This is a genomic window from Nitrosomonas sp. ANs5 (genome assembly GCF_050584665.1).
Lineage (GTDB): Bacteria > Pseudomonadota > Gammaproteobacteria > Burkholderiales > Nitrosomonadaceae > Nitrosomonas.
Genome location: NZ_JBEUDO010000016.1, coordinates 45,300 through 53,659, shown reverse-complemented (window position 1 = coordinate 53,659; position 8,360 = coordinate 45,300). Strand labels below are relative to the sequence as shown.

The following is an 8,360-nucleotide window of genomic DNA, read 5'->3' as shown; positions in this document are numbered from 1 at the left end:
CAAAAAACAAACGGCAACCTAAATCGGTAATTGAGTCCCCTATCAAAAATGTGCGCTCATACTCCTTGGCTGAATACATGCTCGGCTGCCGCGACAGTTTTCGCTATATCCGCGTCGCTATGCGCAGCGGATACGAATCCGGCTTCAAATGCAGAAGGCGCAAAATAGACACCCGCCTTCAGCATGGCGTGAAAGAAACGATTGAATGCCTCGCGATCGCTATCCATGACCTCAGCGAAACTTTTGGGCGGTTCCTGTCTGAAATACAGGCCAAACATGCCCCCTACCGCTTGCGCACTGAAGGTCACGCCATGTCTCCTGGCGGCGGCTGTCAGGCCAGCGGTCAATTGCCGTGTCTGCTCAGACAGCTTGTCAAAAAAACCTGGCACCTGGATTTGTCTTAATGTTTCCAATCCGGCGGCAACAGCAACCGGATTGCCCGAAAGCGTGCCCGCCTGATAAACCGGGCCCAGCGGCGCCAGGCACTGCATCACGTCGCGGCGTCCTCCAAAGGCCGCCAAGGGCATGCCTCCGCCGATCACTTTGCCGAGTATGGTGAGGTCAGGTTTAATCTGGTACAGCCCTTGCGCACATTCCAGGCCAACGCGAAACCCCGTCATCACTTCGTCCAATATCAATAAACTGCCATGCTGCGTGCACAGCGCCCTCAGCGTTTCCAGAAACGCTGGTTCAGCCCGGACCAGATTCATGTTACCGGCAATCGGTTCCACGATTACCGCCGCAATTTCACTACCGAACTCACTGAAAGCCTGCTTGGCGCCGGCCACATCATTGTAATCCAGTACCATTGTGTGCCCGGCCGTTTCTGCGGGCACGCCCGCCGAGCTGGGATGACCAAAGGTCAGGGCACCCGACCCAGCCTTGACCAGCAGCGCATCGTCATGCCCGTGATAACAACCCTCAAACTTGATGATCCGGCTCCTGCCGGTATAGCCACGCGCCAGCCGGATCGCGCTCATGCCGGCCTCTGTGCCGGAACTCACCAATCTGACTTGTTCCAGTGAAGGCAGCAGATGACAGAGCAATTCAGCAATTTCGAGCTCGGCCCGGGTCGGCGCACCAAAAGACATCCCATGACTTGCAGCGTCCTGCACCTTTTTGACGACCGCGGGATGTGCATGCCCGAGAATCAAGGGCCCCCAGGAGCCCACATAATCGATATAGGTCTGGCCTTCTACATCCCAAAAATAGGCACCCTGACCCCGTTCGAAAAATATCGGGGTGCCGCCAACCGATTTGAATGCGCGCACAGGAGAATTGACACCACCGGGAATATACTGCTGGGAACGTTCAAACAATTGTTGATTACTTGTTGTCATAGAAAGATTTATCTGGAAAGTTATAGAAAAGCGGAAGAATTAAAACCATCGAGAGAAACACTTTGCGGCAAACTCGATATCTTCGGCCCCGAACAATGCCTGGCTGACTGCGATTGCATCACATCCGTGCGCAACCAGGCTGACGGCGTTATTCAAATCAATGCCGCCGATCGCGACGACCGGAACAGATAACACTGACTTGGCCTCACTGATCAGGCTGGCCGCAGCACGGGCCGCATTGGGTTTGGTTGCCGAGGAAAAGAAAGCGCCGAACGCCACGTAGCTTGCGCCGGTCTGTTCCGCTTCGACAGCCCTGGTTAGCTGATTGTAGCAAGACACACCAATCAGCTTGTGAGATGCCAGACGGTCTTTGATTGCCGGGAGGGTACTATCGTCCTGGCCTACATGCAGTCCATCGGCACCGATCTGGCAAGCGAGTTCCAAGTGGTCATTGATAATCAGAGGCACGTGATAGCGTTGACAAAGCGTAAGAAGCGCGCTCGCTTGCGCGAGGCGGAGGGGGTCATCCGCATTTTTATTGCGGTATTGCATACAGCGTGCGCCCCCTGCCAATGCCTGTTCGACCATCCGGCAAAGCCGGCCGGTATCCGTGATATCCGGAGTAATGGCATAAAGGCCACTGATTTCGGGTCTGTTCATCGCCATCAATCTTCGGTTTTGCTATCTGGCTGCTCCGGAGAATCGTTTTCCATCCAGAAAAAACGGTCTGGTATATATTGCCCCATCCCTGGCCTGAAACCTGCCTTGAGCGCATGCCAAGTATAATCCTGAGCTTCATAGACACTATCTGCAACGGATATGCCATGCGCCAGCGACGCGGCTATGGCTGAAGACAAGGTGCAGCCCGAACCGTGATACGAGCCCGGCAGCCGTTGCCAGGTATCCGAACGCACGACACCGTTGATATCGTATAGCGTGTTGACCACCTTGGGCGTGTTCTCATGCGTGCCCTTGATCAACACATAGCCACACCCCCATTGCAGCAGCCGGTCGGCACTTTGCTGTAAACTGAGGATATCCGGATCATCTTCGTTCTCAAGCGCAATCCGCCTGGCTTCGAGACTATTGGGAGTGATGATTGTTGCCTGGGGAAACAGCATTTCGCGCATGGCCATGATGACTTCTTCGTTTGCGAATGAATCCCCGCGTCCTGACGCAAGCACTGGGTCGATTACCAGCGGAATATCCGGGTAATCGGAAATGACTTCAGTAATGGCCGCTATGGTTTCAACGCTGCCCAGCATGCCGATTTTAAAGGCCTGGACCGGCATATCCTGCAGTACGGTGCGCGCCTGATCAACGACCCATTCCGCATCCAACAGCAAAATATCTTCAACGCCAGTGGTATCCTGCACGGTGATGGCAGTGACGACAGTCAGCGGATGGCAGCCCATTCCGGCAAGCGTGAGAATATCCGCCTGGATGCCTGCGCCCCCGGTCGGATCACTTGCAGCAAAGGATAATACAATTGGAGGTGGTAGCGACATGCAATAATACCGTAAAATATCATTTTAACTTAAGCGAGCATACTTATCCATCATGACTACTGAGGACAATCAGGTTTATCATCGTTATATGTGCATGATTTGTGGTTTTATCTATGATGAAGCGGAAGGATGGCCACAAGATGGCATTCCTGCGGGCACACGCTGGGCAGATGTGCCCATCAACTGGACATGTCCGGAATGCGGCGCACGCAAGGAAGATTTCGAAATGGTCCAAATATAAATGCGCATCCTGCATACCATGCTGCGAGTGGGCAATCTCGAGCAATCCATCCAGTTTTACACCCATGTATTGGGCATGAGGGTGCTGCGCCGCAAGGATTATCCGGAAGGAAAATTCACATTGGCCTTCGTTGGTTATCAAGACGAAGCGGAAGGCACGGTACTGGAACTCACCCATAACTGGGAGACGAATCAATACGAACTGGGTACGGGCTTTGGCCATATTGCAATCGAAGTGGATAATGCCTACGAAGCTTGCGAGAAAGTCAAGCAACTCGGTGGGCGTGTCACCCGGGAAGCGGGTCCGATGAAGCATGGTACAACCGTGATTGCGTTTGTGGAAGATCCCGATGGTTACAAAATCGAGTTTATTCAGAAAAAACAATAAAAACTGACGTCATCATGAATACCTCCCTTGCCATTGCGCAATCCAGCCGCTCCAGTAATCAGGTGCTCAGCCTCAATCTGCGCCTGGCAAACCGGCATGGTCTGATTGCCGGCGCAACCGGCACCGGCAAAACAGTGACCTTACAAGTTCTGGCCGAGCAGTTCTCCCGGGCGGGGGTACCGGTATTCATGGCCGACGTAAAAGGCGATCTCTCTGGCCTGGCCATGCCCGGTGGCGGCAACCAGAAAATCGACGCACGTATTCGGGCACTGGGGCTGAATGGCTTCACTTACCAAGATAATCCGGTTATTTTCTGGGATGTGTTCGGCGAACAAGGGCACCCCGTACGGGCCACGGTGTCGGACATGGGGCCACTGCTTCTGGCGCGCATGCTCCATCTCAATCCCGTACAAACGGGCATTTTGACCATCGTATTCAAAATTGCCGACGACCACGGACTGCTGTTGCTCGATCTCAAAGATCTGCGCGCCATGCTGACCTACGTCTCGGAAAATGCACGCATTTTATCCTCGGAATATGGACATATCGCGCGCGCAAGCGTCGGTGCGATTCAACGCAGCCTGCTGCAGCTTACCCAGGAAGGTGGCGATCATCTTTTTGGTGAACCCATGCTGGATATCACGGACTTGATGCAAACCAATGGCGACGGCCATGGCACGATCAATATTCTGGCTGCTGAAACCCTCTACCGCACACCGCGCGTGTATGCCACATTATTGTTATGGCTGTTGTCGGAGCTGTTCGAACAGCTCCCCGAAATCGGCGATAGCGAGCGCCCCAGGCTGGTATTTTTTTTCGACGAGGCGCACTTGCTATTCAAAAATGCCCCCAAGGCATTGCTTGACAAGATTGAGCAGGTCGTGCGTCTGATCCGCTCGAAAGGAGTGGGTATTTATTTCATCAGCCAGAATCCCCTGGATATCCCGGATGCCGTACTGGGACAGCTGGGCAATCGGGTCCAGCATGCCTTGCGCGCTTTCACACCGAAAGATCAGAAAGCAGTCAGAGCCGCTGCCCAAACTTTCCGCACCCATCCCGGCATCGATGTTGAAACAGCCATCACCCAGCTGGGAATTGGTGAAGCCCTGGTTTCGTTTCTGGATGATGAGGGCCGTCCTCATCCGGTGGAAATGGCCAACGTCCATCCTCCCCACAGCCTGATTGGTATGCTGCCCGCCTCTGCACGACAATCGATCATTCGCAACTCCCCCATTTATGGGCTTTACGAAACGTCCATCGACCGGGAGTCCGCTTATGAAATTTTACAGGCACGCACCGAACAATCCAGCGGGACAAACCCGGCCAGACAGGCGAATTTGCCCACTCAAAGTCAGGCCAATACCAGCAGACAATCAGGCCGTACTTCGCCAGGCCTGATCGAAACATTCGCCAGGCAGACCGCTCGCACAGTTGGCAATGAAATCGGGCGGCGTATCATAAGAGGGGTATTAGGCTCGATTCTGGGCAATGGGCGCCGCTAGGAGGCTGTCCGAGAATAGACTGATCTACTGCGGACGATTCTGGCTGGCTGGATTTTTCGATCCTTTTCGTTGAATAGAACGACTATTCGCCTCAAATGATCGAAAAATCCCGCTCAACCAGCCTCGCCCTCGCTACGATCGCTATTCTCGGACAGCCTCCTAGCAGACTGATTGCAAGTAACGGCAACGGCTGGCTGGCCACCCATTTGAATATTCCGGTTGCAAGCAACTTGATTCAGGCAACATGGAATTTCGGATTTCGTGCAAAGTCTATGTAATTGCCATCAACAATAATTCATTCATCCAAACGGTCAAATATGAGCACATCAACGCATGATATAGCCAACGAGATTCAACCACAGTTAATCTTTACCGACAACGCCGCCAGTAAAGTCAGAGAACTGATTGAGGAAGAAGCCAATCCTGAACTGAAACTGAGAGTCTTTGTCAGCGGCGGTGGCTGCTCAGGATTCCAATATGGCTTCACCTTTGACGAAACCATCAATGAAGATGACATCGTAATGGAAAAACAGGGCGTGAAACTGCTTGTTGATTCGATGAGTTTTCAATATTTGATGGGTGCCGAGATTGACTATCAGGAAAATGCCCAGGGCGCGCAATTTGTCATCAAGAATCCGGCGGCAGCCAGCACTTGCGGTTGCGGTTCTTCCTTTTCCGTTTAGCATTGCTCCAGGAAAAAGCCGCATCGGCACCGTTCCTCTTGGAATCCGAGTCTTGTATGCAGCAAGACCAAAAGCTGATGCGCCGGAATGCATCGAAGCTAGGAGGCTGTCCAAGAATAGCGATCGTAGCGAGGGCGAGGCTGGTTGAGTTGGATTTTTCGATCATTTGAGGCGAATAGTTGTTCTATTTAACGAATAAGGATCGTAAAATCCGGCCAATCAGGCTCGTCCGCAGTAGATCAGTCTATTCTCGGACAGCCTCCTAGACCGGGCAGGGCCGCGCTTGTGCCGCGATGGCTTTCAGGCGAGATAAATAGCGCCAAGAATCCGACTGGCATGGGCGCCGGTCACAACCGGCAGATTACCCGGCGCCCGTTCGATAGCCCGCTGCGCCAACCAGCCAAAGGCACAGGCTTCCACCCAATCGGCATCGATGCCCAGCGCATCGGTCAATTTGATTTCTCTGGCGGGTAGGCCTTGCCGCAGCTGGCAGACGAGCGCGCTGTTATGCGCGCCGCCCCCACACAAATAAACTTCATTGGCTGCCGGGCAATGGGCCAACACCGAGCGAGTGATCGTGGCTGCAGTCAGCGCTACCAAGGTTGCCTGCACATCCTGCGCCGCCTCATCGCCTTGCAAGCAAGATTGCAGCCAATCAATATTGAACATTTCCCGACCGGTACTTTTGGGAGGCGGCAGGGAAAAATAGGGAAATGCCAGCAAATCTTCCAGAAGCCGGGGAATGACTCTGCCGCTTGCACCCCATTGCCCATCACGATCATAAGGCATATTCAAATGCCTGACACACCAGGCATCCATCAAGATATTGCCCGGACCGCAATCAAAGCCAGTGACATGCCCACTGACCGGCAGACAGGTAATATTGGCTATCCCCCCGATATTGACGATCAAGCGGTCAATGGCAGGATGGGCAAACACTTCCCGATGGAATGCCGGTACCAACGGCGCACCCTGCCCGCCTGCTGCTATGTCACGGCTCCTGAAGTCGGTCACAACTGCAATACCAGTCAGCTCGGCCAGCAATGCGCCATTGACCAACTGAATACTGTAGCCATTCTCAGGCTGCGGACAATGCCTGACCGTCTGCCCATGACAACCAATCGCCACGACCTGCCGCGGATTGAGACCGGTTCCATCGAGCAAACGCCTCACCGACTCTGCGTATAGTTTGGCAATACGATTGGCCAGCACTGCAGCACGATGCAACTCGTCCTTGCCACGCTGATTGAGTGCCAGTAACGCTGTCCGCAATGCCTCATCGTAAGGCATGTAACACGTGCGTTCAAGTGGACAAGATTGTGTGAAATCCACCAGAACCGCATCGATTCCGTCGAGGCTGGTTCCCGACATGATGCCTATATAATGCGTGCCGCTCACTTATCCGTCGTCGTCAGCCAGCAAGCTGTCAGTTGTTCACTGCTGCAAACCCCGTGTTGCGCAGCAGATCCAACTGTGTCAACAAGGTCTTGGTTTGTCGATGGAATGCCGCACGGTACTTCTTGCCGATCGGTTGCGCAGCCGGCATGACGATCTTGGATGGATCACGCTGCACGCCATTGACCCTCAGTTCATAGTGAAGGTGGGGGCCGGTTGCCATGCCCGTTGCGCCGACGTAACCAATCACATCCCCCTGCTTGATCCGTTTCCCAGGTTGCAAATTTTTGCTGAATTTGGATAGATGTCCATAGGCAGAACTGTACTGGGCGTCATGCTTCAAAATGATCAGATTGCCGTAACCATTCTGCCAGCCTTTGAACGCCACGATACCATTTGCAGTCGCCATGATGGGGGTGCCGGTCGGTGCGGCATAGTCAATTCCTCGATGGGCGCGCCATTTTTTCAGGATTGGATGATAGCGGGCCTTGGTAAAACCGGAACTGATCCGGGAAAACTTCAACGGCGCCAGCAGAAAGGGTCTACGTAGGCTCTCGCCTGCAGGGGTATAGTAATCGCCTTCCCCATCCTCCATCTGGAAGTAAACCGCACGATGGGCTTTACCCTTATTAAAGAACTCTACCGCGAGTATCCGGCCTATTTGCGTTTTGCCGCTTTCATCCTGCCCCGATTCATAAACAACCGTAAAACGGTCACCTTTATGCAAGTCGCGATGAAAATCGATGCGGCTGGAAAAGATGTCAATAATTTGCGAGCCAATTGTACTCGGCAGACCGGCTTTATCAACCGCCGCGAACAGTGAACTACTGATAAGCCCCGATCCCACCCGGACATGCGTTTGATGGTCAACGGGCTGTTCGCGCAACTCAAAGGCACCATCGACTTTTTCCATTAAAAACTGTTCGCCATTTCCGTAAAAATAACGCAGTTTCAACAATTCGCCATTCGGTTTAGTCTCGGCATGAACGACCTCGCCCGGTTTAAGCCGGCGCATGGCCCGACTGTCGCGCGCTGTATCCAGAAAACTGATTCTGTCGGCCTGATTGACTTCGAGGCGGGCAAGTATCGCTGCGATTGTATCGCCACGTCGTATGCCTTCCTGATGCCAGAAAGTCATATCGGGATCAGATGAAGCAAATTTTTCCGGAAGAGGCAGTGAGCGAACGATGCGCTGGGTAGGCACTTCCTGCAACGAGGCGTCGGGGACGATTCCAAAGGCGGTGACCATGCCAAATAAGGGCACACTGGATAAAATAGTAATCCAGCGCACTTTTTTTTGTGCA

The 8,360-nt window shown here is 53.5% G+C and carries 10 protein-coding genes; 5 read left to right on the top strand and 5 right to left on the bottom strand.

The annotated features are described in order from the left end of the window. Window positions 1–56: 56 nt before the first annotated feature. Genes hemL through thiD form a run of 3 tightly spaced genes read right to left on the bottom strand, consistent with a single transcriptional unit; the run spans window position 57 to window position 2,848 of the window. Window positions 57–1,340 carry a glutamate-1-semialdehyde 2,1-aminomutase gene (gene hemL, locus ABTW62_RS05875; RefSeq protein ID WP_430903659.1) on the bottom strand — a complete coding sequence of 428 codons (1,284 nt, stop codon included), beginning with the start codon at window positions 1,338–1,340 and terminating at the stop codon, window positions 57–59. Window positions 1,341–1,379: 39 nt separating this feature from the next. Further along, complete coding sequence (gene thiE / locus ABTW62_RS05870) at window positions 1,380–2,000, bottom strand: thiamine phosphate synthase (protein WP_430903658.1); 621 nt, start codon at window positions 1,998–2,000, stop codon at window positions 1,380–1,382. 5 nt (window positions 2,001–2,005) lie between these two features. Continuing rightward, a complete protein-coding gene (gene thiD, locus ABTW62_RS05865) occupies window positions 2,006–2,848 on the bottom strand; it encodes a bifunctional hydroxymethylpyrimidine kinase/phosphomethylpyrimidine kinase (RefSeq protein WP_430903657.1) in 843 nt (280 codons plus the stop codon). A 52-nt stretch (window positions 2,849–2,900) separates the two neighbouring features. Between thiD and ABTW62_RS05860 the strand changes: the two genes are divergently transcribed. The 5 genes from ABTW62_RS05860 (at window position 2,901) to erpA (ending at window position 5,661) form a co-directional block, all read left to right on the top strand. Next, complete coding sequence (locus ABTW62_RS05860) at window positions 2,901–3,089, top strand: rubredoxin (protein ID WP_430903656.1); 189 nt, start codon at window positions 2,901–2,903, stop codon at window positions 3,087–3,089. After that, entirely contained in the window at window positions 3,090–3,476 is a 387-nt protein-coding gene (gene gloA, locus ABTW62_RS05855; protein ID WP_090411320.1) for a lactoylglutathione lyase, read from the top strand. Window positions 3,477–3,490: 14 nt separating this feature from the next. Then, complete coding sequence (locus ABTW62_RS05850; RefSeq protein WP_430903655.1) at window positions 3,491–4,978, top strand: helicase HerA-like domain-containing protein; 1,488 nt, start codon at window positions 3,491–3,493, stop codon at window positions 4,976–4,978. Window positions 4,979–5,073: 95 nt separating this feature from the next. Beyond that, window positions 5,074–5,256 (top strand): hypothetical protein, encoded by a 183-nt coding sequence (locus tag ABTW62_RS05845; RefSeq protein WP_430903654.1) that lies wholly within the window; start codon window positions 5,074–5,076, stop codon window positions 5,254–5,256. A 39-nt stretch (window positions 5,257–5,295) separates the two neighbouring features. Then, window positions 5,296–5,661: an iron-sulfur cluster insertion protein ErpA gene (erpA, locus tag ABTW62_RS05840; RefSeq protein WP_430903653.1), complete on the top strand. Its 366-nt coding sequence runs from the start codon at window positions 5,296–5,298 to the stop codon at window positions 5,659–5,661. Between the two features lie 300 nt (window positions 5,662–5,961). On the opposite strand, the gene ABTW62_RS05835 is transcribed toward erpA, so the two are convergent. After that, complete coding sequence (locus ABTW62_RS05835) at window positions 5,962–7,059, bottom strand: anhydro-N-acetylmuramic acid kinase (RefSeq protein WP_430903652.1); 1,098 nt, start codon at window positions 7,057–7,059, stop codon at window positions 5,962–5,964. 28 nt (window positions 7,060–7,087) lie between these two features. Further along, window positions 7,088–8,347, bottom strand: a complete 1,260-nt coding sequence (locus ABTW62_RS05830) for a peptidoglycan DD-metalloendopeptidase family protein (protein ID WP_430903651.1) — start codon at window positions 8,345–8,347, stop codon at window positions 7,088–7,090. Window positions 8,348–8,360 lie beyond the last annotated feature (13 nt).